The following is a 24,010-nucleotide window of genomic DNA, read 5'->3' as shown; positions in this document are numbered from 1 at the left end:
TCCCGGGCTTGAGTTCATGGAGTTATTCAGTGAAGTACGTCAGTAAAGTGGTTGCAGCAGCAGTTCTGGGTTTCACCCTTGCAGGTTGCACCGGTACCGCGATCAAATCCCCGCATTACGACAGCAGCCAATACACCGTTTTGGGTCACAGTGAAGCCAGCGCCACCGGCATCATGCTGTTCGGCTTGATCCCGATCGGCCAGAACAGCCGTTTCGTGCGCGCGCAGGACGCGGCCATCAAGGCCAAAGGCGGCGATGCACTGATCAACACCCAAGTGCAAGAAAACTGGTTCTGGGCCTGGGTGCTCAGCGGTTACACCACCAAGATCTCGGGTGATGTGGTCAAGCTGAAAACTGCGCAATAAATGATTGTGAAATAGTCAAAATCGCCAGGGCTCAGGCCCGTGCGCGACGTATCATGGGCCATACCTTCGAGGATGGCCCATGAACCTCAGTATCCTTTACGCCCTCGCGGCCGCCGCCCTGTTCGGCGCCAGCACCCCACTTGCCAAAAGCCTGGGCCTTGGCCTCTCGCCCATACTCCTCGCCGGCCTGCTCTACCTTGGCAGCGGTATCGGTCTGGCCGGTGTGCGCTGCATACGTGATCGCGGCTGGAAACCTAGCGGATTGGCCCCCTCGGAATGGCCCTGGCTGCTCGGCGCCATCGTCTTCGGCGGCATCCTCGGGCCCGTCGCCCTGATGTTCGGCCTGACCCGCACCGCCGGGGCCACGGCTTCATTGATGCTCAACCTCGAGTCGGTGCTGACCGCGGTGATCGCCTGGCTGGTGTTCAGGGAAAACGCCGACCGCCGTATCGTGCTCGGTATGCTCGCCATTGTGCTGGGCGGCGTAGTGCTGTCCTGGTCCGACGGCGGCGCTACCAGCCAGGACTGGACGGGACCGTTTGCCGTTGCGCTGGCCTGCCTGTGCTGGGGGATCGACAACAACCTGACGCGCAAGGTATCCGCATCTGACGCCCTGTTTATCGCAGGCGCCAAGGGTTTGATTGCCGGATGGGTGAATTGCAGCTTGGCGCTTTATCTCGGCGCGCAGCTCCCGAGCGCCGTGCAACTTGCGCCCGTGTTGCTGGTCGGGTTTCTCGGCTATGGCATCAGCCTGGTCCTGTTCGTACTGGCACTCCGCGGGCTAGGTAGCGCCCGCACCGGCGCCTACTTTTCGACAGCGCCCTTCCTCGGGGCTGCGGTTGCCTTATGGGTGATGGACGAGTCGGTCACCGTCGCGTTCTGGATAGCGTCGGCGTTAATGGCTATCGGCGTGTGGCTGCACCTGACAGAGCGACATGCCCATGAGCATCTGCATGAAGCGACGGAACACGGGCATCGCCATGTGCATGATGAGCATCACCAGCATGACCATGACTTTGAATGGGACCCGGCGGTGCCGCATAGCCACGTGCATGTGCACAGTGCGATGAAGCATAGCCATGCGCATTTTCCGGACGTGCATCATCGGCATAGGCATTGAGGAGTGGCGTATTCAGGGAATGTATCTAGGCCGCTCAGAGCGGCCCTAAAAGCAGCGTTCGTTCAAGCGTGGTCGCCGTTGTGAGCTTTACGCTCGTACTCCCAGCCTTTGCACGCCAATCGCCTCTGGAAATACTGCTAGACGCCGCGACCTATCGACTTCGCGCCGTGCCCCAGGTCCTTGAGAATCTCGCACTCTGCTGCGAAATAAGCAGTGATGCCGTCGTGCTCAGTGATTTTGCCCTGCTCTGCTCAATTCCACTACGCGATGGTTGCGATCTGCTGGATGTCATTGGGCGTCGGCTGGACATGCCGTGTACGTGATCTAGAACGGGAAATTTCCAAGCCCAGAAAGCACAAAACCCCTGGTTTCTTTCGAAACCAGGGGTTTTGTTTACATCGAATTTGGCGGTGAAGGAGAGATTCGAAACTACCCGCAACCACACTATCAAAAGGTAAGTGTACGGATTTAAAGGGCTGCAGAGGCGATGGCACTTCAAAAAATCGTCCTTCTCAGTCCCATGGCGGTCCCATGAGTTTTGCACCAACTTAGTGCGAACGGGGTTGAGAGGGGTAAAAACGGCATCTTGGCCGGTTTATGTTGAGGCACGGGAAAAAGGTAATATTGGTAATACGCTCAAAAAATCATAATGAAACCCTTTAATTTCAATAGTTTGAAGGATATTTAGAAAGGTAATAATTTGGTAATTTATAGGTTAGGTCATTACCTTTTCATCAAGTAATTCCTAATCCTCTTCATCCCCAACAAAACCGGGCACTTGGCCGAATATTACCTTTGCCATTACCAAATATTACCCCTCCAGGTAATGCGCTCAGCCTAAGGAATACGTGGGCTACAGCGAACCTAATACCCTTCCTAACCAAAATTACCTTTTTCCCGGCCCTGGTTCCAAAATAGCCATCCGTTGGGCAAGTCTTCCCGCTGGGGTCTAGTCTGTGGGCTTACGACTGGAGCCTCATATGGAACATGAATATTCGCTCTCAGATGTGCTTGAGAGAATGTATGAAAATCAGCTGGCCCTTGAAGCAGCCTTGATGGAGCTGACGCTCAGCGTCGAAGAACAAGGCTCAGTAGAGGCAGGCAAAAATGTGCGTGGTGCCTTGGAGAGGATTGGTGAGAACGCAGGCCATATTAAGCAAGGGTTGGCCCGGCTCAAACGTCAAGAAGCCAAATAGACCCAAGACAGGTTTTGAAATGCCCTTCTTTCGCTGAAACCCATACGTCTCGCGGCCTATAGCAGCTTTCCGTCCAAACCGATGGCCATCATGAAAGGTGATGAAATAGATCTATCTCGTCTAGGAAAATACCTGTATTCCTGGATTTTTTCCTTTTTCGATCAATGAATCCGGGGATGCTTTCTCCCCTCCCCGGGAATGATCGCTTCTCAAAAATTTGGAAGCACACTGCATTTTTTCGCAAAACTTTGCATTTCGTGAAATCGCTATTCACACCGGCGAGCCCTTAGCGGGCCTGGTCTGCCGGGGCGATTGCACCTCCTTTGACCTTTGCACAAAAAACACAGGTAAAGCCCGTCGGCGGGAGGGGGATAAGTGGTTTTACATAGAATTTTTTTACGCAACCACCGTTTACCGCACGCGCCTCACAATCTGCACGCTTCGAGATTAATTTGCCATTACTCCATTTTCATAGCCGTGCTAGCATAAAAGCTTGAAACTTTGCATGGAAGCCAGCAGGAAATGAAAAAAAAATACCCCTCATTAAAATACTTGGAAGAAAATAAGAGTTTTAGCATCTGCCATTTGCCACAGGCTACTAACCATCTATGTTTTATGTACTCTAAACAAAACTTACATATTGACATGCAACCAAAATGAAAATTGCCATTTGCATAGACTATGACAATCTCAGCAAGCTGCAAAAAACGGCGGGCATAACGTCTATTATTTTTAATGCTCTACTTAAATCACCTGATATAACAAGCAGCGACTTTGGAACTTGCGAAGTACGTCTATACGGCGGTTGGTTTGAAGGAGAAACTTTAAGCAATTTATCCCAAGATATTTCCGCGAGCATTCAGAAAGATTTCCCACAACTGATAAAAATCCCGAGCGACCGAGGCACCTCCAAGTTTAATGTTAATGTTGAACTAGCTTACTCCCTTCTCGAGGAGCCGAGTCATCAACTTTTCAATACTTACCGCAGGAAAGGCAAGCCTAATAACTTAAGAGTAGAGAAACAGGTCAATATAGGCTGCGCCGTCCCCACATGCCCACTACCTATGGCAAGAAAACTTTTAGAAAAAGGAGTATGCCCGTCAGATGGGTGCGACAACAAAAGCAAAAACATAGTGTATCGACACGAACAAAAACTTGTGGACACCATGTTGACTTGCGATTTAATTTACCTCGCAAATCGCCTTTATGATTACCTGATGATCATAAGTGCCGACGATGACTTTCTCCCTCCGATTAGAACACTTTTGCTTCGCGGCCTGAAAGTAATAAGAGTTCATCCGCGGATGAGCATAGATCACACACCTGTAATGGTAGGTGGAAAAAAATTAATTGAAATAGGGCTTTGAAATGCAAATTGACACATTCAAAACTATCATTTCAACATTTGCAGATCCCGGCGCGGAAATAATTTTTGACCGATCTAGAATAATGTTTTCCATAAACGGAGATATCATAGATGCGGCAATAACATCCCGCAGCGGAGATATATACGTAGATGAGGGCGCAGGTTTTATACACGCAAGTAAGTGGATAGTTACGCGCTTAGCAAATCTTCCTTTACTGGCAAATAGAATTAATGAGCAAATACCTGTTCAAGATGATTTTGTTGCGCCAACAGCGAATATTTTACCCTCCTTGAACTCTAACCCTGATGACAAAAAAAAGGAGGTTAGTAACGCCCTTGATGAATTGCTGACAAATCTTAGCAATAGATCCCCATTTGAAACTACTGTAATGTATCTTACAAGCGACGCAGGCGAAGGTAAGACATCTCTCATCAATAAAGCAGCCCGTGAACAAGCTAAAAATTTCTCCTCTGGCAAATCAGACTGGTTGCTGGTTCCGGTTATCTTAGGTGGTAGACACTTTCTAAGATTCGACGATATTACAGTCGGAGCACTACAAAATAAATATCGATTCCCATTCCTTTACTACAATTCATTTCTAGCTTTGGTGAGAATGGGAGTAATCGTTCCAGCTTTCGACGGATTCGAAGAAATGTTTGTTGAAAACAGTTCCGGCGAAGCTCTCTCCGCGATGGGGATACTGGTTAGTGCACTAGACTCTACAGGCGCAGTAGTTATTGCTGCAAGGAAAGCTTATTTCGAATTTGAAAACTTGCGATCACAAGAAAAACTTTATGACACTATTAGTAATTACTCAGTCGGCTTTTCAAAAATTGAGATTAATCGATGGAGCCGAGATCAGTTTTTAGCCTTTTGTAAAAACAGGGGCATTTCAGCAGGTGAGGATATCTATGATCGCGTCTCCGAAAGACTTGGAGCAGAACACTCACTCTTGACGCGTCCAGTATTGGTCACTCGGCTTCTGGACATTGCTAGCACTAGCGACTCTCTTGAGAGCTTTATAGAACGAATCCAATCCTCAGGGTCTGACTTTTTCTCAGTGTTTGTTCGCGGTATTATAGAGCGGGAAGCCACGGAAAAATGGATCGATAGATCAGGAGAAATGGGAGCTAGCCTGCTAACAGTTGATGAACACTGCGAGCTTTTGTCTTTAATTGCAATTGGTATGTGGGAATCGCGGACGGAGTATTTAAAAAAAGACCATCTTGAAATGATTGCCGAGTACTTTTGCGATAGTAAGAAAAAAAACTCTCTTCAGTCACAGCAGGTCATTGATAGAATTCGAGGGCACGCGCTGCTAATTACTTCAAACGATACTCCCACAGCTGTTGAATTCGACCATGATGAATTCCGGCAGTTTTTTCTTGGAGATGGATTAGCAGCTACCATTGCGCCCATGGACAAATCTGCAACTGTAGAAGCATTCGACATTCTGCGGCGAGGAATACTACCTGAGCACGTTCAACTTTCTTTTATCAGAGCGGTGAAACGCAAAAACCAAACTAATTCACTTTGCTTAGACACTGCCAATTTTATTGCAAAAATCAGCACTTTGGATGGTCAGGCATCCTACACCAAAGAAAACTGCGGCAACCTTATTGCCCGTCTTCTCAGCGAACTTGATGTTGATGATGCTCACTTTGAGGACATTGTTTTTGGCATTGACTGTTTGCGCGATTGCAAAATCACAGGTGTAGCCTTCAAGAATTGCCATTTCTCACAAGGGAGCTATGCATTTACGACCTTAAGGAATTGCTCATTTGACAACTGCACTTTCGGTCAAATTAGAATTTATTCAACAACTGTGTTTGACAATAACCACTTTGACAACTGCGCAATTGATTCATTGAAGCTTGAAGTCACAGGATTGGAAATTTGGGAACCAAATGCTATCAAGGTTTTCCTTACTTCTCTTGGAACTACATTCGATCAACCGGTTGATGCCAGCCTTGATAACCTCCCCCCAGAAATTGAGGAAAATTTAGTAAACATCGAAAAATTGCTTAGATACTTTATGCGAAGCACTCATATCAGCGAGTCTGTTATCAAAATTAAGTTAGGTGATCGCGGACAATCATTTATTGATAGCAACTTACCTCAACTTCTAGATAAAGGTATTGTAATCGAAATTGATAATCGAGGATCTGGCCAGCAGCGTCGCTTCAAACTTGGAAAACCTCTGCAACAACTTAATACAAAATTGGCTGAAGCTCGGGGTTCTTATGAGAAATTCCTTGAGACATTCTAAGATCTAAGAGGTTAATCTTATTGAGCAACCCAACATCTCTTCCTCATTAAAGTTGAGTGTTGGGTTACATCGTGACGGATGTGAGAGCCTCATTAAGTTTGGCTATCGCAATTGCTTTTTCTATAAAAACCGCAGCATTCGTAGGTACGGGGGTAACCCCATGGGAATGGATTGCTAACTGCGTGTTCATCTCCTGAATTAACACTAGCAAATCGCTGAGTATGTTTAATACATTTAACTCATCGGATCCTAGCCATGTTTTCGGCGCCGTTAGACGTTGGCTGATCGATGAGACACTCTGACGCATGCCATGAATCCTTTCCTCCACATCGCCCCCCACCGTGGCGTTGTACTTCTGCCCCACCACCAGGTTCAAGTCGCGCCCGGTCGCTTGGTGCAGATCATCCACCGCCGCCAGGCTGGCAGATCCGCCCGACAGTAGCTTGAGCGCGCCCAGGGCCTCGATCGTCTTGATCCCGCCCACTGACTCGGTTGAATGATCGTCCACCGTCCTGGTGTGGCTCTGGAACCGTTCGGTGTTGCCCATCGCCTCTACTTCCCGCTCGATCGCCTTGTCGCGGATCTTGCCGTCAGTCTGGCGCAGCCAATTGCCATCGGCGTCCACACGCTGTTGGCATGCCTCGCTGTGCTGCCACACCTGGTCACCCTTCGGCACGCTGGGCATGCTCAGGCCGTGGGGCAGGATGCTTTGGATATAGGGCTTGTGCGGCAAACCGTAGGCAAAGCACACCACCACTTGGGTGCCTTCCTCGGGGAACGCGTAGATGCCCATTTCCTCGCCACCGGTGGGCAGCGGCAAAGGCACGCCGGCCAGGATCGGCAGCTTGGTATCTGGCTCGCCGTCCGGCCCCATGACCTCGATGTCGACCGCGTAGCGTGGACGGAAGTCGTCGCAGATCCCGGCGCTGGCAGGGGCGTCAGCCACGGCCACAACCCGGGCAAAGCGTGGCAGGTGATAACCGCCGGTGAGTTCAGGGAATTGTCGTTCTACGCTGCGGCGGATTGCGTCGTCCATCGGATGGCCATCTGGTTGTCGATGAGCGCCACACTGGTGATGCGCTCCCCGTGGTTGATTGTTGCACCTGGCCGCAACCCGGGAAGGGCCGCAATCATCGCGCTTTGGTTGCCCTGGTAATCGTCGAACAGCTCCACGGGCAGCTGCAGCGGCGAGCGAACGCCAAAAAAGCTGTCGGCCCAACTGCCCACGAACACTTCCCCGTCCCCCTGCTGCTGCCAGATGAAGTCAGGGATGTTGAAAACCCGGGCCAGGCTGTCCATGGCTTGGTAGCCAGCGGCCAGGCTGTAGAAGAACGGCGCCTTAACGCTGGCGTAGGGCCGGTCCGGGACACGAAAGCGCAACCCAGTGTGCTGACTAATCTCGACCAGGACGGCACGCAAGTCGACGTGGCGCAGGTTCAGCGGTAACGGGTTGGCCAGAATCGCGGCCAGCTCGCGGCAGAACAGCACCTGTTGGCTGCTGCCGGCCGTGGTGGAGCGCTCGACGTAGCCAATGAAGTGGCGCTGCAACGTGTTGCCGTTGTAGCCGATATCGAGCGTGACCAGCCCCTTGACCGGCTTTGTGGCCTGAATAGTGAACGTCGCCCTGCCTGGACTTTTCGCATCCAGCCGCACTTCGTTTTTGACCAAGACGTAGGGCTGGCTGTTGATGGCCAATTCCTTGTGCAGCTTCATTGCTTGTCACTCCCGCCCAACCAGGTGTCGACCTTCTTCAAGGTCGCTTCAAAACCGGTCAGCTCTTCGGGCGCACCAGGTGAGTCGCTGCCGGCGCCGCCGACCGCACCGCCTGGGCCCGACTGCGCGGTGACCGCGTTGCCCGATCGTCGGCCCTCGACTTTCTCAGGGTTCGACAGTTTTTCAGTCAGGGTGAACTGGATCAGCCAGCCGCGCAGATTGTCGTCTTCCCGGGCGCTGACGCCTTCGGTGAACGTCACCTGGCGCATGCCGAACGCGGCGGCGGTGTCATTGACGATTCGGTAGGTTTTGAGCTGGCCACCGCCTTCGGTGGCTTCCACCAGGCGCATCAGGTCGCGCAGTTGCACCTGGTCAACGAAAGGAATCATCAGGCTGACGGTCAGGGTCTTGGGCTTGAAGCCCTTGTGCCCCTTGTCTGTGTTGCTGGTCTGGCCTGACAAGTCGTCGCTCTCAATGCGCAGATTGCCGGTGACCTTGAGGTTTTTCCCGCGCACCTCTTGCCCATCCAGTAACAGCGTCATAAGCCCACCAGCTCGCGTACAAAGCTCAATCCCTGCTCAGATCCGACCAGCAGCGCGCCGGCGCACAGCACCCATTCATGCCCCGGGGGATCGCCGGCCAACAACGCCTTGCGTAGCTCCGTGGCATTACCAGGGCCGATCAAACGGGCGCGCATGCTGCTATCGGGGTTGCCATCAGCCAGCAGGGCTTTGAGGTCGGCCAGTTGCTGATCACGGCCCTGTTGTTGAGCTACTTTGCGGGTAGCCAGGGCGGCAAGGTCAGCCATGGGCGAGCTGTCGGCGGCGTAGCTCTCCAGGACGGCGAGTTGGCCGGCCATGGATTGCTGCGCCGCCTTGACCACCGTGCAGCGCTCCAGGGGCAGCGACTGCCAACGCGGCAAGGTGCCGGCGGCGGGGATCTCCCATTTTTCTGTCTCCAGCTTGGACAGGTGCCGCGCGCGCCGTTCGGCTCGCACCAGGTCGGGCATGGGCAACAAGGCATTGAACCGTGCCAGGCTCGCGGCCAACTGATCAAAGCGCGTGGACAGGAACATCAGGCACAGCGCGAACTGGGGACCGACTGGACGGCCGGTGTCGCTCACGTCCACCAGTTTGCCGGCCAGCTGCTGCAGCAAGTTCGGTGCAGACAGGAAGCGTTGGTAGCCACGTCCCTGGCCAATGCCACTTTGAAACGGCGTCACTACCAAGCACGCCGGGGCTTCTCCCATCTGATCAGTGATTGCTGCACGGCCTGCAGCGATCACTCCCTGGGCAGCGTCACCCACGGGCCCGGGACTGGTGGTGGTTTTGCCATTGAGGTCTGCCAGGCGTTTCGCGGTACCGGCCAGTTCGCCGCTGGCCATTCCTTGGGCCGCTGACAGTTGCCCCATCCATTCGGTGGCTTGGGCAGGCCAACGCATTGTCACCGGTGACCAGGTCATGTCAGGCATTCGGGAGCACCAGAACAGGCAGTTCGGCCACCAGATCAGAGCTACTCGGTGTTTTGCGATTGCCCTGCTCGATCGCCGTCAACTGGTCGTAGCAATAGGCCCAGCACAACGAGCGCCAGGTACGGAACGCTACCCCGTCAGCCTGGAATTTTGGCACTGCAGGTTCATCTGCGTAGCTGATCGCGTCCTTGAGGTCGGAGTAACCCGCCTTCTTGGCTGTTTGGTCCAGAAACAGCTGTACGCTGGTTACGTGTCCCGCTCTGACCTGCTCCCAGGTCAGAGGTGGCGGGTCCAGAGCCACGGGCCGGCCTTCGACGGCCTGAATGACCTTACCCTGTGCCTGGGCGGCGAATAGTGCCTGATATTCCGCCTGGGTGATCTCCAGCAGCTGGCCCGCCGGCGGAAGGTTGCAGTCAGGATTCGGCACCTCTACCAGGGCCGGTTTGGCTTTTGGGTCTTTGGCCTTGATCATCGGGGCTTTAGCCGTTGAGCCTTCGGGCGCCATCCAGTCCGGGTCAGGTACGCTGATCATGGGGTGTTTCCACTTCGGATCAGCGATAACAACGGTGCGCTCCCCGTGGGCGCGAGTGTCGTAAAAACCAGCTGTTGCAGCGTGAAAATAGATGCTCATGATCAGTAGCCAGTGGCCTCCCAGTAAATGTCATCGGGCGAATTGAAAGGACCGGATATCACCGAAAACTGAGAGTTGCTGACAATCAAGGTGTTAGTACCGGTCAAATTATCGGAATAAAAAAGACTGGTCCGAGATGCGACCAAAGACGTGCAGCGGTTTGGGAACGCTATGGGAAAACTGCGGTGGGTCACGGTATCCGAGGCACCTAAAGTGATGCCCCACTGCTTGATAACGCCCGTCTGCGCACATTTCCACCAGCCGTTCGGCCCCAAGGACGCAGTGTTTTTCAGAACGGCACCTGGCACATCAGGTGTAGCCTGAGGCAGGTTTGTTAGGCCAGCGGCACTTCCGAAGTAAGCGCCGGCTACCGAAAGGTTGCCTCCCTCCGTCAGCGTCATGGCATTGTTGGTCCCCCCTACATGAGTCACTACCTGGGCAGGAGTGCTTGAGCCTCCGCCGGCGTAGGCTTCCATTGATGCCAAATGCCGTTCGTTCCACTTGGTAGCGCGCCAAACCATGTACGCGTAGCTATTGGCAGGACAATCCACCTGCATCGCTGGCGACCGGCTGCGCCAATCAACAAAGCCACCGCCCAGTTGTGGAAAGTCAAACCGCGCAGTGCCCGTCAGCGTGCCGCCGGCAAGCGGCAATTTGGAACCATCCCCAATAGCAATGTTCTGGGTACCATCAAACTCCACGCCATTGATCAGTCGCGGAGTCGCCAACTTTGAGGCGCTGCCCGCATTGCCCGTAACAGCAATACTGTAGGTGCCTGAAAGGCGCGCAGCGGGAACGGTGCCCAAGGCAAGCGCGCCGGCGTTTAAACCGCCCAGCGATCCACCGTCACCGATGTAAGACCCCTTGATGGTGAGGGAGCCAGAACCATCGAAGGTAAACGCGCCAATAGCCCCTCCTACATGCATCACTACCGTGGGTTGGGATGTGGAGGAACCACCGGCGTACACCTCCATAGCAGCCAGGTGACGATCTCCCCAGCGAGTGCCTCGCCATACTTGATAGGCAGCTGTATTCGTCGGGCAAGATATCTGCAGGGCCGCGCTGCGCTCTTTCCAATCCACAAAGTAACCAGCCATCCCGGGAAAGTCCGCATAGAGCGATCCGCTCAGTGTCCCGCCAGTGAGGGGCAGCTTTCCGTCATCGGTGATCTGAATATCTTTGGAACCGTCGAACGGTATGTTGTTGATACGCCGAGCGGATTCAAGACGACTCGCTGTTTTGGCGTTGCCGGTCACACTGATGTCATAGGTTCCAGCCAGACGGTCTTTAGGGACTGTTCCCGTCGCCATCTCGCTGGCATTCAAACCCTGCAACAAGGCCCCGCTGCCTTTGTAGCGGCCGAGGATCGCCAGGTCACCGCTACCTTCGAACGTGAAGGCATTATTTTTTGGATGGACATGCAGCACCACAGAGGGGATGGAATCTGTGAAGCCTCCGGAATAGACATCCATCGCCGCCAGATCGCGCTCATCCCAGTTGGTCCCTTTCCAAATGGAGTAAGCGTACTGATTAACAGGGCAATCAATTTGCAAGGCAGGGGTTCTTTTCCGCCAATCCACAAAGCCGCCACCCATCGCGGGGAAACCAGCGCGGACGCCCCCAGTCATCGTGCCACCGGAGAGGGGCAACTTGGAGTTGTCCTCTACCGCCACGTCCGTCGAACCGTCAAATGCCACTCCGTTAATCTTGCGCGGATTGCTCAGCTTGTCTGCATTGCCCGAACGCAGTTGAGGGTAATGGCCGACCTGAGCGGCGAAGTGGTCAACCAGCGGGCCATCAATTTCGGCAACCTTGCGTAGATCGGTCACCAGCCCTGAGCCCGCGATATGGCCCAACTGAATGCAGTAATTGCGGGTTCCAGCGGCATCCACATAGTCGACTTGGTTAGGATCAAAAACTACTTTCCAGCTTGCCACTACATCGTTCATTTCACCGCGTAACGAAACGTGCAGCCACACGGGTGCCGGAGCGCTGGCCGGAGCGATCTGATAGGCGCTGGTCAGCTCCAGACGAATGCCTTCGATGTAGGCCAATCCCGGATTGAGTTGATACCAGGTCCCGACCTTCTGCACCTGCCAGCCGTTGCGGTAGAAGCACGCTCGGCCAAACATGTCGCGGTTGCTCAGGCGCTCGCGCTCATCAATACCTTTGAGGCGCACGGTAAAGTCATGTTGCCAGGTGCTGGCATCAATCGTAATGCCAGTCAGTGCCTGGGCACCGTCGAACATCACCAGGATGTTACGGGTCACGTTGTTGCCGATCTGCTGCGGCGGGATGTTCTTGCGCTTCTGCTGCAGTGGTACATAAGCCACGGCCAGCAACACGTTCTCGGCGGTTTCCAGGCCGATCCAGTTCCAGTCAAAGTCCCCGATATCGCTGCCCAGCATTGAGCTGTACACCACCTGGTTGGGGTTCACGAAGCCGATGTTCTGCGCTGGGATCGTGTAGGTGTGGACGATCTGTGCCGCCGGCGGCTTCGGCGCGGCACGATTGACCGGGCTGTTCGGGTTCAGCCCGGGCACGTTGGCAAAGATAAAGCGCACGACATCGAGGCGCTGTTGCGCACCCAGTTTTTGGGCGATCAGGCTTTCGCCTGCAAGGGTAATACTGGCTCCCACAAGAGGCTCCTACAGGCTGGCAATCAGCGTTTGCTGATCGTCGTTAAAGTCAGCCGCGACGAGGCGCAGCGATACCGGGGTGAGGGTCACGAAGTCATAGCGCCGGCAGGTGCGGCCGTATTGCTGAATCAGCACGCGCAACAGCTCCGGGTTCTGCGATAGCTGGGAGTCGGAAAGGCGCAACATCACTACGTCCCAGTCCCGATCGGGCATACGCTCGTCAATCTCGACATAGCCGACGCCCAGGCGCTGCAGGATGCGTTTGAGCCCAGCCGTGCTGCCGGCGTCGACCGCGTTGATGAAGGCGAACTTGACGCGCAGGCGGTACAGACTTTCCGGCTCATCCTTGAAGCGACTGATATCGCGCTGCCAGGCCAGCAGGTCCAGGACGGTCAGGTGGCAGGTGTCTGCATCCATCTGCAGCAGCGGCCATTGCAGCCAGCCTTCTACCTTTTCCCACCAGGACTGCGCGGCAGCTTTCAACTTGGTCAACTGCGGGCCATCGAGCCAGAAAGGCAAATTGAGCTTGATCATGCCGGCACCACCTGCAGGCTTTTGATCCTGGGAATGCTTAGCTCTGACACGATGTCGGCATTGTCAAAATGCAGCGACTCAATGCCGGGGAACTGCTGGTGTAACTCTTCGCCCAGGCGGCTAAACGAGAACCGCGATTGGGGATAGGTCAGCGTCGGCTGATAGTCGCTGGTGCCGCTCTCGCGGAACGCGGCACGAATGAACTGTTCCACTTCCGCCTGCAGCTTGGTGCGCTGCTCAACCGTCAGCAGTGGCCGTGGCCACAGGGCCAGGCTCAACGCGTGCTGGGTTTCTGGCATGACCATTACCAGCAGGTCATCACCGTGGCCATGATTGCCCTGGTCGCGAATATGCGCGTTGATTTGCTCCAGGTACGTCGCGGCCGGCACGTCAGCATCAAACAGCACGTAGGCATTGGCGCTGCCCGGACCACGTGGGGCCCCATGCAGGAAATACACGCCGTCCGGCCGAACACCTGGGAAGGCGGAAATCATGGCGCGGTATACCGAGTCGGTGTGCCACTGGTTGACCGCCGAGAATTGGTTACGCGTACGCAAACGCAGCTGATCGTCCGGCTCAGGATCTGCACCTGGTGCAATCAACCAGCCGTCCGCGTTGACCACTTGAACGATGCCGGCAATGGGCACGGGGAGGATCGCGTAGTAACCCGGGGCCAGGTTGTAGCCGCTGCCCACGTCCTCGGCTTCTACCGGGACTTCCAGCTGCAGCACGCCGTCCGCAAAGGTCACGGCCTGGGTAGTGATCAACTGATAGACATGCCCATTGATCGCCGCGGACTGCACTACAACGCCGGCGGGCAATTCCAAAGCACCGCCCGGTACATCGCGGGTAAACAGCAGCACGCCTTTGGCCTTGGTTGCGCCTTTACGCTCGACGTTGACCGCCCAGGCCAGCATGTCCAACCACTTGCCAACGGCGGTTTTCACAAAGAAGTTGGGCAGGATCGTGCCGCTGACAAAGTTGATCAGCCACAACACCGGCTTGGTCACCAGGGCGGTAATCACCCGCCAAAAGGGCGAATAGGCGCTGGTGTTGCTCATCTTGCTGCCCTGGGCCGCAACTTCCTTTTCCCATGCCTGGCGCAATCCTTCCTCGGTGACCGGAATTCCGCCGTCAGCCAGGGCCTGCTTAAAATCTACATCGCTCACAGGGTCACCTCGACGTCGCCAAATTTCAGCGTTTTCGCCGTGACCAGGTACTGGCCAGACTCCACTTGTTTAATCAGTGCCGTTCCCGGTACCAGGCGCTCGTCGGCTTCCACCAGCAGTTCCAGTTGCTGGATGCAGTCGCGCTGACGCAGGCGGCTGCGCTCGGCCACCAACGTGACCAGCAAACCGCTCTCGCGGATCATGTGGGCGATGTCCTGGGCGATGCTGGCCCGGTCCTCGATCAGCAGCGGCTGACGCGAAGGGTCCAGCACCAGGTCGTTGTCCATGATCAGCAGATCGACGTATTCGCTCATCCGCCCACCGCCATGGCCAACATGCCTTCCAGCTCCAGCGGGTTCATCGGTTTGCCGGTGTGAATGTTGACGTTCTCCACATGCGTGCCCTTGTTTTGGGTTTGGTTGTTGTTCTGAATGCTGGCCAGGAAGCCGCCCCGGGGCACAGCGTCCGGCCGTTTGGGTGACAGGTTGGTCACCGCGCTATTGATACGCTGCTGGCTTTGTTCGGCCTTCTCGGTCGGCTTCGACGCCGTGACCAGTGCCGGCGGCTGTACAGGCTGCGGGAGGTTGAGCTGCGGCCCGATCGGCGCCGGTTTTTTCAATGCCGGCGCGGTCACCAGTGCCGGCACCGTGCGTGGGACTTCGGGAGCGCTCAGCGGCTGGGCGATCGGCGCGGAGGCTTTTGGCACCGGTGCGAGCACCAGGGCGGGGGCTTGGGCTTGCGGTTGCAGTGCGTTGAGTGTTGGCATGGCCGGCGCCGGTGCTTTCGGCGTAGCAGCCATGACGAGGGGCGGCGCCTGGATGGGTTGCTGGGGAGCGCTCACCAACTGCGGCAGCAACGGCGCCTCGACCTGAGGCGCGCTGATGGTCGGCAATTCCGGCGTTGCCGGCATGTCACCAAACGCCGCCTCAATGTTCACGCCGGGAATCTTGTTCAGCATCTCGATCAAGCCATTGATAGCGCTTTTGAAGATGCTGACGATGCCGTCCCACGCGGCGCTGGCCATACCCGACCAGCCGCCCATCGAATCGAACCACTCAGACAGCGCGGTCAGTTGCCCGCTGACCCATTGGAACGCCTCGCTATTGAGTAGTGCGCTGGTCCACTCGTCCCAGTAGATGATCGCTGCCGCCACGGCGGCAACCAGGGCAACAATGCCGACCACAATCCAAGTCACCGGGTTGGCCAACAATGCGGTGTTGACCAGCCAGATCGCGCCCTGCCATAGCAACATCGCGCCTTTAACCAGCCCCATCCAGGCGACCATCAGCACCAGGCCGGCCACGAACCCGACTACCATCACGGTGTGGTAGAGGAACATGGCGATACTGCGATAACCCGACCAGGTGAGCGCGTTCCACACGACAACGGCCCCGAGCCACGCCATTTTCGACAGGCCCACCGTGAGAGTGAGTAACGACATCGCGGCCGTGATCGCCAAGAACGATAGCGTGACAATCCCCATCAAGCGGGTGATGTTGGGGAACAACTGGGTCCAGCGGGTCAGCGTGCCGGCAATACCCACCAGGCGATCCATTAACGGTGTCAGGATGGGAATCAACGACTGGCCAAAGGCAATACGCAGGGCCTGCACGGCGGCGCTGAACTGCTGCCACGGATCCACCATGTTTTTGGCCATACGCTCGGCATTTTCCAGGCCGCGCACATTGCCCAGCTGTTCCATACCGTTCTTCAACCGCTCGGTGTCGCCCATCAAAGTGGTGATCAACCGCGCCGCTTCTCCGCCAAAGGCGTCGCGTAGCTTCTTCCCATTGGCCTCGATTGTCAGATCCCCGAACTTGCCTTTGAGCTTGTCCAGGACGTCCATGATCGGCAGTAACTTGCCCTTTTGGTCCACAAAGGACATGCCCAGCTTTTCCGATGCACCGCTGACGTTCTCAAAGAACGACTTGTAGAGACCACCGGCCTCCCCGCCGTCCATGGTGTTGCCAAGGGCGCCCAGCACGGCCATTTGTTCGGCCAGGCTTACTCCAGCGGTGCTGGCTAAGCCGCCGGCAGCTTTGAACGCTTCGCCAATCTGCTCGCCACTGGTGCGAAACAGCTGCACAGCCGTAGCAGTTTGGCCTGTCAGGGTTTCGACCCACTGACCTTTGCCCATGGCGTCAGCCTGGCCCTTGAACAGGTTGTACATGGTGCCAACGTAGGTGCCCATGGTGCTGGCGTCGGACTTGGTGGCCTTGGCCAACAGGTTGCTGGCATTGGTGAAGGTGGCCAGCTGACTGCCCGCCAGCCCCTTAATAGCGCCCTCGATGTGATACGCCGAGGCAACAAAGTCCTTAGCGTTCTCGCCGTAGGCCACGGAAAACTCCAGGGACTTGCGATTCAGCGCATTCAGCGCGTCTTCGGCCACGTTCAGCGACCGGACTTCGCCCAGGGCGCGGTTCATCTCCAGCGCCGGCTCCATTGATTGAGTGATACCGACATACGCACCTGTAATGCCCGCCAGGCCGAACCCCATGGTCTTAATGTGCTTTTCGCTCTGTTCGGCCAGGTCAGAAAAGCCCATTTTCACCTTGCCCATAGGGGCGGTGACCTTATCGGTCAGGCTCAAAATGAAGGCAAGGCGGGCACTTTTGTCAGCCATCAAAATTCATCCGTTCAGTGCGTAGGCGATACCGTTGGCAATGGCAATTTCCATACGGCGCCAGTGCTCGTCCTCTAACCACTTGGCCGTGCCCATCACCTCGGCGGTGGGCTCGGCACCAGGTAGCCAGCGACTGGCCAAGGCCACCAGTTGGCCAAGGCCGTTTTCGGTCAGTCGTTCGGCGTGGTCGAGGGCTTTTTTACGGTGATTTCAACGTCCGGGCCGTACTCTTCCAGCAGCGCACCGGCCAGTTGCATGACCAGCACCGGGTTGCCCAACTGGGCCTTGAGCGTGGCGCGTTGTTCCTGCTTGACGGTGGTCACCAGCAGGTTGTTGGCCGGCGACACCTTGTTGGCCTGGGTCACGGCGTTGAAGTACTTGGTCACGTCTTGCGGGGTCAGTGCGAAGGTGAATTCCTTGTCGCCTACTTCCAGGGTGATATCGCGTGTATCGGTCATGGGTGTTGCTCCGTTCAGGGTTCAAAGTGGGATGAATCAGCGCAGGCAAACCCGGCGCACGTGGTCCTGCAGGCCCAGGATCATTTGCCGACTGAGGGCAAGCTGATCTCTGAGGGTGAAATAATCTTGTCGAGCGTCGTCTGTGAGTTCGGCGGTTCTGCCATCAGCCAAGCCGCCGGCGCCGGTGGTGTCGGTCGCGGTGGCGCTGCAGGTGGCGTTGACGCGCAGCCGCTTACGGCCATCAGCAACATCAACGCGCAGAACGTCGTTTTTAATGCGTTCATCGTTCAGTTCCTGGGTACGTTTGAGGTCTATAGCGTCACGCTCGGCCAGCATTTCGCCGCTGATAAGCGCCGCTTCACGCAGGCCGCTGGCTTCGAATAGCGCAGCGTCACGCTCGGTACGTGCCGTGTCGCGCTGCTGCTGCAGCAGGTCGAAGCCGAAAAAGGCCACCAGGCATAGCACCAGGACAAAAATGCCTTCACGCATCACAGGCCCGCCTCACACAGCGCGGCTTCTGCCAGGCGACGAGCGTGCAGGCCCGGGACAAACACCTTCTTGCCCTGGGCAGTGGTGATGAAGGCCCATACGGGCGTCTTGCCGTCCGGCGCCCAGGCCAGGGCCTTGCAGCCGTCTTTGATGCGACCGGCATTGATCAGGCCCACGGCGCGACTGGCGCACGTACTGGGCATGCCGAAGTTGTGGCCATGGCTGCTCAGGGCGTCGAAGGTGTTCTGACCCACGTCCTGGTTGGTGATGCAGTCGGCCAGTTGCAGTTGGCCCTTGCTGATCACCAGTTGCTCTACCTCGCTGCAGCGGGCGTCTGACCAATAGTCACCGACAACCACCGGGTAGGGGCTCGTATGGCGGGTGATGCCCATGCATACGGTTGGCAGCCCACGGGCCAACTTGTCGGCGTAGACGATGTTCTGGCCGTTGCCTTCCCAGGTGCCCAGGAACACCACCAGCGTGGAGCTGCAGAGCGCGATAGCGCCGGCAGCGATCTTGCCGCGCAGGCTCATGGCTTCACCTTCCAGTCGCGCAACATCTGGCGATACTTGGGCACCAACAGCAGGATCTGCAGCACCATGTAGAGGGCTGTCAGCATGTAGGCGACAGCCGACCAGTCGACGGCCCCTGTCGCTCCAGTGGCCGCTACACCGATCGCAGGCGATGCCTTTGCCAGTGCGATGGCGGTGTCCTGGGCCGCCTGATTCGTGCTCATCGCTGCATTCCTTTTTCGAAAAAAGACTGGCACGGGACGCAACGGGTCTTGCCGCCCAGCGCCTGGCGCGCTGCGGGAATCTCGTTATCACAGTCCTGGCAGTGGGTAAGGCTTGGGCCCGCTGACTCACGCCGGGCCTGGGCCAACTGGGCGTTGATAGCCTGGTCCCGCTGACGTTGTTCCAGGGCTTGGGCGCGATCGAACGGGCAAACCATCAGCTAATGCCCTCGATCTCTGTGGCATCCAGGTAAGGCACGCCATTGATGCGGATAAAGTCCGAGCTGGTGACCTCGAAAGGCACTTTGTGTTTGGTCTTCTCGCCGCCCTTGGGGTCGATACTCAGCAGGCTGGACACCTTCAACTTGCAGCCGAAGGCTTCAATGCGCAGCTCGTCGTCGCCAGCTTTGGCGAAAAACACCACGTCGAACGCCCCCAGCTTGCGAAAGCTGCCGGCAGTTCGCGCCGCCTCAACGACCAGGTTGAAGTTGGTAGAGTCCAACTCCATTTCACCGGCGCCGGCCACATCGCCGTCGACGTAACCGTCAGGCACGCCCCGGGTCTGCGCGGTCTTGCTGTTGTCGGTGATATCCAGGGTGCAGCTCTCGACGTGGACCTGCAGGTCGCCCAGGTTCACGTCAAAGTTCTTGCCGCCAATACGTGACATGGGGGGTTACTCCGAAGCGTCGTTGGAAAGGTCCAGGGCGATGTTCGCCGTGAGGTCTTTCGGGCAGTTGTGGGGCTTGAGCTTGATGTACGCCTCAACGGCGGTTTTGCTCTTCCAGACCAGGACGATGTCGCCGTCCTTGGGCGTTTCGATCTCGCCCGGGAATACCTCGCCGGCGAACTTGACCGACTTGGCCATGCGGCGCAGGGGTGCCATCAGCGCATTGGTGTTTACAGCCATGCTGTTGGGGGTGCTGTTCAAGCGGCGATCGGCCACGCGGCGGATCAACAACGGCCGCACCTGGCGCGCTGCCTTGTCGGCAAGGCGTAGGTATTCAATGACCTGGTAGTCGCTACCTGGTGCATCCAGCATGTTGCCGTCGCCCCAGTACACGCCCGGGTAATCTGAATAGGTCTGCGAAACCGAGAAGCGCGCCTTGTCCAACTCCGCACGGATCGAGGACGGCAGCGGCACACCTTCGGAGTCGACAGGTACGGGGCCAAGCCCCAGCACCGCACCGGTGGCCACACGCATAGGGCTGTCAGCGATGCTGACCGCCGCGTTGGCCAGCCGGCCGCCCAACACGCCCAGGTCGTTACCGTGCAACTGCGGCACCACCAGGACACGCGGCGCGGATACGCCGGCGGTGATCGCTTTTTGGGCCACCAGGTACTCGGCCCAGCTTTGGAATGGGCTCAACGACAGGCCGGCCGTGGCGGCCATGACAAAGGCGCGACGGCCGTAGGTGTCATTCATCGACACGGCCGCATCGTTCATGGCCGAAAGTTCAGCACCGGCGGCCACCGGTTTGGTGATCACCACCGCCTCGACGGAAAAACCCTGTTGCTGGGACATTTCCAGGGCTTTGGACCAATCGCCATCTGCTGCGATAGGCGCCGCCAGGCACGCCCAGCGATCGCCGCCGTTCAAGCGCGCTGCAGTGATCTGAGTTTTCAGGTCGCTGACGGTGACGCCCAGTTGGGCGTCCAGATCGCTGTCGGTGTTGAGGGCGATCAATTTGCCGGTGTTTTTCGGGCCGGGACCGATGAAGAGAAAATAGCGCTCGATCTCAGTCACGGCGCCTTGGCCCAGATTGAGATTGTTAACGCTGACTTTGCCAAGTGCCATGCTGTGCCTCGTTAGCGGGGTGAATTAAGGATTTGTTGGAACACCTGGTTAACCAGGTCGCGGGTTTCGCCGCTGGTTTCCACGCCCAGGAACTGGCGTTTCGGCAGGGTGATGTCCCAGCTCTGTGCGCCAGTCGTCACCGTGCGTTCATCGTTCAAAATGCGGATCAGCAAGCCGGCCTTGGCGTAGTTCACATGCTCTTGAATCCATGCCACTGACGGCCTGGTCAGCGCCCTTTTGCCTTTTTGCCGGATACGGAAACCCAGCCGTCGTAGGCGCTTGGCCTGTTTGTCGGTGCATGCAATACCAGGCGGGACTTTGTTCCAGCGCCGCATCTGCGCAGCGGTACGTCGCTCGCTGACGCCGTTGTGCTGCTGGGCAGCGACCCAGCGGGTCAGGGCGTTTTTCCAGCCCAGCTCGGCTTCGTCCGAACTGACGCGGGTCACCTGCAGAAGCTTGGCCAGACCGGCTTCCATCTTCTTTTTGCCCTTGGCACTGCCCTTGCGCTCAGCGAAGGGGGTGCCGTCGGTGTTCCGCTGCTCACGTACGCGTTTGCGGCTCATCGTCCGCACACGTGTGGTCACTCTGTTCAGCAACCGCCGGCGCAGTTGGGGCGGTAGCTCAAGCAACGCCAACTGGGCATCGACATCGAGCAAGCCCCGGATATCGAGGGCGAGCGGGCTAGCGGCCATGACTGCCCACCTCGCCGTGTTCGGCAACCCACAGATCAAACGGGACAAACGCCCAGGTCTTGCCGAACGCCTCGATCTCGCCGCCAGGGTCTTCAGCCAGGTATTGCGGCTCGACAAATTCAAGCGACAGCTCCACGTCGAAGCTGTCCTGGTCGAGAGGCTCTACGGTAAACATCGGCTCCGGCAGCTCGTGGCGATCGCGGTTGGTGTCGTGGGTCTCCAACCAACTGCCCACCAGGGCCATCAGTCGTGCCGGGTGATCGGTGAAACGCTCGAGGGAGAGCACAGCGCGGTAGCGCATATCGGCCATGTGCAGGCCGTCGCGGTCGGGCTTCCAGATAAGTTGAAGGCTGACCTGCTCCGTCCAACTGTCGAACTGCTCAGGTGCCACCAGGTTGCGGGCCATCAGGTAGGCGGTCAGCGCCTGCAGCTGGATCATTGCAGCGACGCCGTGATGCGGCCACGGCCCTGCAACGCACGGACGGCCTGTTGGCTGAAAGCCAGGAAGGTTTCTGCGCGCTCGGGCGCTTCCTTGCCGGTGTTTTCGGCGCTCTCGCGACGGGTAACAGTGGCGAACTGTGGAAGCGAATTACCCTTGGCGCGGCTGTAAACAGCGCGCTTGTAGAGCGTGATTTTGTGGGAGTAGGCCCATTCGGCCGGGGTGGCCAAGCCTGCCGCTGCCTGCAGGTTCGATACACCTGCCGCCTGCAGCTTGGTCTTCACACGGGCCAGGTCGGTGTTCACATCGAACATGGCGCTTTTCAGTGTGTCGGCCAGCAGCTCCACCAGGTACTCCGCCGGCAGGCGTTGTTCCTTTTGAAACTCAGACAGAGAGAGGTCAGGCCAGAAGCCGTCATTCTCGATTGTCAGTTCCACAAAGGTGGTGGGTTTCCCGGAAAAGCTCATTGCTGGCCGCTCAAATAGGGCGGGAAGCCTGTTTTCAGTGGGACGATCCATAAATGGGCGGCTCACTTCCACAGGTTCCCGCTGGGGGGGTAGTCGGTTATTAGGAAGCCGCGTTCGCAGCCGCTTGTTTTGCCAGGGCCTTGCGGACCTTATCGATGCGCGTGTCATTGCCGGCTTTCGGATACAGCTCTGTGGAGCGCTCCAAATGCTTGAGCGCGGTTTGCCACTGCTCAGCCTCCATGGCGCGCATGCCGATCAACTTGTGGTACTTGCTGGGGATCTGCTCCGTCAGCTGCCACTGGCCATCAACGCGGGGCAGCAAGTCGGACAAATAAGGCTCAGGACTGCGGCCGGCGTTGTACTCGGCATAAGCCCACTCGCACACGGCGTCGGCCACAAAGGTCTGGATGTCACGGCGCTTGAAGCGCTCCGGCATCTGCTGGCCCTGCTCCATCAGAAAGTCGGCCAGCTCCAAGGCGTCATCAAACTGGACGGTATCGAACAGCCAGACCATGACCTGCACAGCAACGCGGTTAGGGAAGTTCAGGCCCGACTCGCAGTAGCGCTGCACGTATTCCTGATACTTGGGCAGCAGCTCTTCACGCTTGAGAGCCTGACGACCTGCCAAGCCGTTGATGGCGCTAATACGTTCCAGGTCTTGGTCCAACGCCGCTTCCTGCAACAGCAAATGCTTGCGCGCATTCGCGGGGCTGCTCAGGGCCTCAGCCGGGGAGTACGGCAGAGCTGCGGCAGATGCCGCCGCTACTAACGCTGCACCACCCAACGCTAAGGTGCGGCGCTTGTGCGCGAGGGCCAGGCTCACTTCACCAGCTCCACATTTTCAGTCATGGCGAACTTTTCCAGCTGCTCGATCACGTAACCTTCGTTGCGGCTGTTGTAGTCCTCAACACGAGAGCGCTTCGGGTTGTCGATGGTCTGTTTGCGCCAGCTGGAGTCCTGGTAGTAGATCGACAGGTTGTCGAAGCTGGTAACCACCACGCCGTTGACTGGGAAGAAAGGCACGCTGAACGCTGGCAGACCGCCGTAAGTCGCGATCACCTGGGCGTCTTCGATACGCTCTTTCTCGGTCGGCACGTCGCCTTGTTTTGCGTACAGCTTCGCTTTGTCAGCGGCCAACAGGTCGGTGCCGATGATCGCGATCAGGTCGCCGGCATCACGCAGGCGTTCGTCCACCAGTTGCTTGGTGTCGTGCACCAGGGCATCAAGATTGGCGTAGTCGCCACCAGCGCCGAGGGTGACTTTGCCGGCAACCTTGCCTTCCTTGAGTACCTGGGCCGGGATCTGTTCACGCGCCTGTTGGAGCCAGCCTTTGTTGACGTCCTGCAGCATCGGGTATTTTTCGATGTCGGTCTGCACGGCAGCGTGGGTGCCGTGGAAACCCACCATGATGCGGTCCAGGGCGATCTGCTTCTGTACAGCTGCCGAATAGCGCTGATGGAAGTCCGGAAACTTGGCCCAGGCATCGATCTTGGCGTATGGCATGCCTACATCGGATTCGGTCGACGACAGTTCGTAGGTCGACTGATCCAGCGCGGAGGCGTCTTTGGCTTCACGATCGGTGGTTTTGGTGTTGGTTCGGCCGGTGACTGGACCCGACACGCCAATGAAGACTTTCTGGCCCTTGATCTCGCTGACCGGAATGATGTTGATCCGCTCCAGGAAGTCCGACTTGGCCGTGATGGCGTCGTTCAGTTCCTGGGCAATAGTCGGATCGACGCTAAAGTGCTTGCTGGCCAGCTCTACGCCATAGCTTTCGGCGATGGCCAGTTGCAGTTCGGCGTACATCTTTGCGCCGTAGGCGCTCAGTGAATAGGCCATA

29 protein-coding genes are annotated in these 24,010 nt (G+C 57.2%); 6 read left to right on the top strand and 23 right to left on the bottom strand.

Annotated features, from left to right (window positions below):
• Window positions 1-29: 29 nt before the first annotated feature.
• The 6 genes from MJP36_RS09860 to MJP36_RS09835 all read left to right on the top strand — a co-directional run bounded on the left by MJP36_RS09860 (window position 30) and on the right by MJP36_RS09835 (window position 6,317).
• The gene (locus MJP36_RS09860) at window positions 30-365 is read left to right on the top strand and encodes a hypothetical protein (RefSeq protein ID WP_060756254.1); all 336 of its coding nucleotides are present in this window, start codon (window positions 30-32) and stop codon (window positions 363-365) included.
• Window positions 366-444: 79 nt separating this feature from the next.
• Window positions 445-1,485, top strand: coding sequence for a DMT family transporter (locus MJP36_RS09855; protein ID WP_244385272.1), 1,041 nt, complete (start codon window positions 445-447; stop codon window positions 1,483-1,485).
• Window positions 1,486-1,553: 68 nt separating this feature from the next.
• Entirely contained in the window at window positions 1,554-1,808 is a 255-nt protein-coding gene (locus MJP36_RS09850) for a short-chain dehydrogenase (RefSeq protein ID WP_425226333.1), read from the top strand.
• A gap of 657 nt (window positions 1,809-2,465) precedes the next feature.
• Window positions 2,466-2,681, top strand: coding sequence for a hypothetical protein (locus MJP36_RS09845; protein ID WP_244385271.1), 216 nt, complete (start codon window positions 2,466-2,468; stop codon window positions 2,679-2,681).
• A 656-nt stretch (window positions 2,682-3,337) separates the two neighbouring features.
• A complete protein-coding gene (locus MJP36_RS09840; protein ID WP_244385270.1) occupies window positions 3,338-4,048 on the top strand; it encodes an NYN domain-containing protein in 711 nt (236 codons plus the stop codon).
• A 1-nt stretch (window position 4,049) separates the two neighbouring features.
• Window positions 4,050-6,317, top strand: coding sequence for an NACHT domain-containing protein (locus tag MJP36_RS09835; RefSeq protein ID WP_244385269.1), 2,268 nt, complete (start codon window positions 4,050-4,052; stop codon window positions 6,315-6,317).
• Window positions 6,318-6,381: 64 nt separating this feature from the next.
• On the opposite strand, the gene MJP36_RS09830 is transcribed toward MJP36_RS09835, so the two are convergent.
• The 23 genes from MJP36_RS09830 to MJP36_RS09725 form a co-directional block, all read right to left on the bottom strand.
• Entirely contained in the window at window positions 6,382-7,353 is a 972-nt protein-coding gene (locus MJP36_RS09830; RefSeq protein WP_244385268.1) for a hypothetical protein, read from the bottom strand.
• Entirely contained in the window at window positions 7,326-8,030 is a 705-nt protein-coding gene (locus tag MJP36_RS09825; RefSeq protein WP_244385267.1) for a hypothetical protein, read from the bottom strand. Before MJP36_RS09825 ends, MJP36_RS09830 begins: the two co-directional genes overlap by 28 nt.
• Entirely contained in the window at window positions 8,027-8,572 is a 546-nt protein-coding gene (locus tag MJP36_RS09820; protein WP_244385266.1) for a baseplate complex protein, read from the bottom strand. The genes MJP36_RS09825 and MJP36_RS09820 overlap by 4 nt, the downstream gene beginning before the upstream one ends.
• On the bottom strand, window positions 8,569-9,492 hold the full coding sequence (locus MJP36_RS09815; RefSeq protein WP_244385616.1) for a hypothetical protein: 924 nt from the start codon (window positions 9,490-9,492) through the stop codon (window positions 8,569-8,571). The genes MJP36_RS09820 and MJP36_RS09815 overlap by 4 nt, the downstream gene beginning before the upstream one ends.
• A gap of 1 nt (window position 9,493) precedes the next feature.
• Window positions 9,494-10,033: a hypothetical protein gene (locus MJP36_RS09810; RefSeq protein WP_244385265.1), complete on the bottom strand. Its 540-nt coding sequence runs from the start codon at window positions 10,031-10,033 to the stop codon at window positions 9,494-9,496.
• 101 nt (window positions 10,034-10,134) lie between these two features.
• Complete coding sequence (locus MJP36_RS09805; protein ID WP_244385264.1) at window positions 10,135-12,771, bottom strand: phage tail protein; 2,637 nt, start codon at window positions 12,769-12,771, stop codon at window positions 10,135-10,137.
• Window positions 12,772-12,780: 9 nt separating this feature from the next.
• Entirely contained in the window at window positions 12,781-13,305 is a 525-nt protein-coding gene (locus MJP36_RS09800; protein ID WP_244385263.1) for a phage tail protein, read from the bottom strand.
• Window positions 13,302-14,474: a baseplate J/gp47 family protein gene (locus MJP36_RS09795; protein WP_244385262.1), complete on the bottom strand. Its 1,173-nt coding sequence runs from the start codon at window positions 14,472-14,474 to the stop codon at window positions 13,302-13,304. Before MJP36_RS09795 ends, MJP36_RS09800 begins: the two co-directional genes overlap by 4 nt.
• Window positions 14,471-14,788, bottom strand: a complete 318-nt coding sequence (locus tag MJP36_RS09790) for a DUF2590 family protein (RefSeq protein WP_244385261.1) — start codon at window positions 14,786-14,788, stop codon at window positions 14,471-14,473. Before MJP36_RS09790 ends, MJP36_RS09795 begins: the two co-directional genes overlap by 4 nt.
• Entirely contained in the window at window positions 14,785-17,097 is a 2,313-nt protein-coding gene (locus MJP36_RS09785; RefSeq protein WP_244385260.1) for a phage tail tape measure protein, read from the bottom strand. The genes MJP36_RS09790 and MJP36_RS09785 overlap by 4 nt, the downstream gene beginning before the upstream one ends.
• 6 nt (window positions 17,098-17,103) lie before the next feature.
• Window positions 17,104-17,247 (bottom strand): DUF6890 family protein, encoded by a 144-nt coding sequence (locus tag MJP36_RS28090; protein WP_032862709.1) that lies wholly within the window; start codon window positions 17,245-17,247, stop codon window positions 17,104-17,106.
• Between the two features lie 20 nt (window positions 17,248-17,267).
• Window positions 17,268-17,555: a putative phage tail assembly chaperone gene (locus MJP36_RS09780; RefSeq protein ID WP_244385259.1), complete on the bottom strand. Its 288-nt coding sequence runs from the start codon at window positions 17,553-17,555 to the stop codon at window positions 17,268-17,270.
• A gap of 36 nt (window positions 17,556-17,591) precedes the next feature.
• Window positions 17,592-18,044 carry a lysis protein gene (locus MJP36_RS09775; RefSeq protein WP_244385258.1) on the bottom strand — a complete coding sequence of 151 codons (453 nt, stop codon included), beginning with the start codon at window positions 18,042-18,044 and terminating at the stop codon, window positions 17,592-17,594.
• Window positions 18,044-18,577: a lysozyme gene (locus tag MJP36_RS09770; RefSeq protein ID WP_244385257.1), complete on the bottom strand. Its 534-nt coding sequence runs from the start codon at window positions 18,575-18,577 to the stop codon at window positions 18,044-18,046. Before MJP36_RS09770 ends, MJP36_RS09775 begins: the two co-directional genes overlap by 1 nt.
• Entirely contained in the window at window positions 18,574-18,780 is a 207-nt protein-coding gene (locus MJP36_RS09765) for a hypothetical protein (RefSeq protein WP_090369211.1), read from the bottom strand. The genes MJP36_RS09770 and MJP36_RS09765 overlap by 4 nt, the downstream gene beginning before the upstream one ends.
• Window positions 18,777-18,995 (bottom strand): TraR/DksA family transcriptional regulator, encoded by a 219-nt coding sequence (locus MJP36_RS09760; RefSeq protein WP_090369208.1) that lies wholly within the window; start codon window positions 18,993-18,995, stop codon window positions 18,777-18,779. Before MJP36_RS09760 ends, MJP36_RS09765 begins: the two co-directional genes overlap by 4 nt.
• The gene (locus tag MJP36_RS09755; RefSeq protein WP_244385256.1) at window positions 18,995-19,444 is read right to left on the bottom strand and encodes a phage protein; all 450 of its coding nucleotides are present in this window, start codon (window positions 19,442-19,444) and stop codon (window positions 18,995-18,997) included. The genes MJP36_RS09760 and MJP36_RS09755 overlap by 1 nt, the downstream gene beginning before the upstream one ends.
• Before the next feature lie 6 nt (window positions 19,445-19,450).
• Window positions 19,451-20,572 carry a DUF2586 domain-containing protein gene (locus MJP36_RS09750; RefSeq protein WP_244385255.1) on the bottom strand — a complete coding sequence of 374 codons (1,122 nt, stop codon included), beginning with the start codon at window positions 20,570-20,572 and terminating at the stop codon, window positions 19,451-19,453.
• An 11-nt stretch (window positions 20,573-20,583) separates the two neighbouring features.
• Window positions 20,584-21,264 (bottom strand): phage virion morphogenesis protein, encoded by a 681-nt coding sequence (locus MJP36_RS09745; protein WP_244385254.1) that lies wholly within the window; start codon window positions 21,262-21,264, stop codon window positions 20,584-20,586.
• Window positions 21,254-21,703, bottom strand: coding sequence for a phage tail protein (locus MJP36_RS09740; protein ID WP_244385253.1), 450 nt, complete (start codon window positions 21,701-21,703; stop codon window positions 21,254-21,256). The genes MJP36_RS09745 and MJP36_RS09740 overlap by 11 nt, the downstream gene beginning before the upstream one ends.
• Window positions 21,700-22,170 carry a head completion/stabilization protein gene (locus tag MJP36_RS09735; protein ID WP_134657046.1) on the bottom strand — a complete coding sequence of 157 codons (471 nt, stop codon included), beginning with the start codon at window positions 22,168-22,170 and terminating at the stop codon, window positions 21,700-21,702. Before MJP36_RS09735 ends, MJP36_RS09740 begins: the two co-directional genes overlap by 4 nt.
• Window positions 22,171-22,270: 100 nt before the next feature.
• Entirely contained in the window at window positions 22,271-22,993 is a 723-nt protein-coding gene (gene gpM, locus MJP36_RS09730) for a phage terminase small subunit (RefSeq protein ID WP_244385252.1), read from the bottom strand.
• Window positions 22,990-24,009 carry a phage major capsid protein, P2 family gene (locus MJP36_RS09725; RefSeq protein WP_244385251.1) on the bottom strand — a complete coding sequence of 340 codons (1,020 nt, stop codon included), beginning with the start codon at window positions 24,007-24,009 and terminating at the stop codon, window positions 22,990-22,992. Before MJP36_RS09725 ends, gpM begins: the two co-directional genes overlap by 4 nt.
• Window position 24,010 lies beyond the last annotated feature (1 nt).

Source organism: Pseudomonas palleroniana, assembly GCF_022836895.1.
GTDB lineage: Bacteria > Pseudomonadota > Gammaproteobacteria > Pseudomonadales > Pseudomonadaceae > Aquipseudomonas > Aquipseudomonas palleroniana.
Note: the sequence above shows the minus strand (reverse complement) of the source record. Positions and strands in the feature narration are given on the sequence as shown.